Genomic DNA, 287 nt, shown 5'->3' with positions numbered 1-287 from the left:
CAGCGTGGCCGACCCCACCGAGATCGCCTACTACGTCTGCTACGGACCGGCCTCTTCCCGGCTGAAAGACCTGGTCAAAGTCGCCGCAGCGAGGTGGGCGGTGGAAGAGTGCTTCCAGACCGCCAAGGGCGAGTGCGGCCTGGACCACTACCAGGTCCGGCTCTACCGAGCCTGGTACCGGCACATCACCCTGTCGATGGCCGCACTCGCCTACTTGACCGCAGTCCGCGCCGCAGAAGCCGCAAAAGGGGCGACGCGAAGGACGAGCAAGACCTCATACCTCTCAG

1 pseudogene is annotated in these 287 nt (G+C 65.5%); it reads left to right on the top strand.

Annotated elements, in window-relative coordinates:
- Window positions 1–287, top strand: a pseudogene (locus R2S09_RS40425) (IS701 family transposase); the annotation flags it as partial.

The organism is Streptomyces sp. MK7, from assembly GCF_032658145.1.
GTDB classification, from domain to species: Bacteria; Actinomycetota; Actinomycetes; order Streptomycetales; family Streptomycetaceae; genus Streptomyces; species Streptomyces spiralis.
This window is presented reverse-complemented; position numbering and strand designations above follow the sequence as displayed.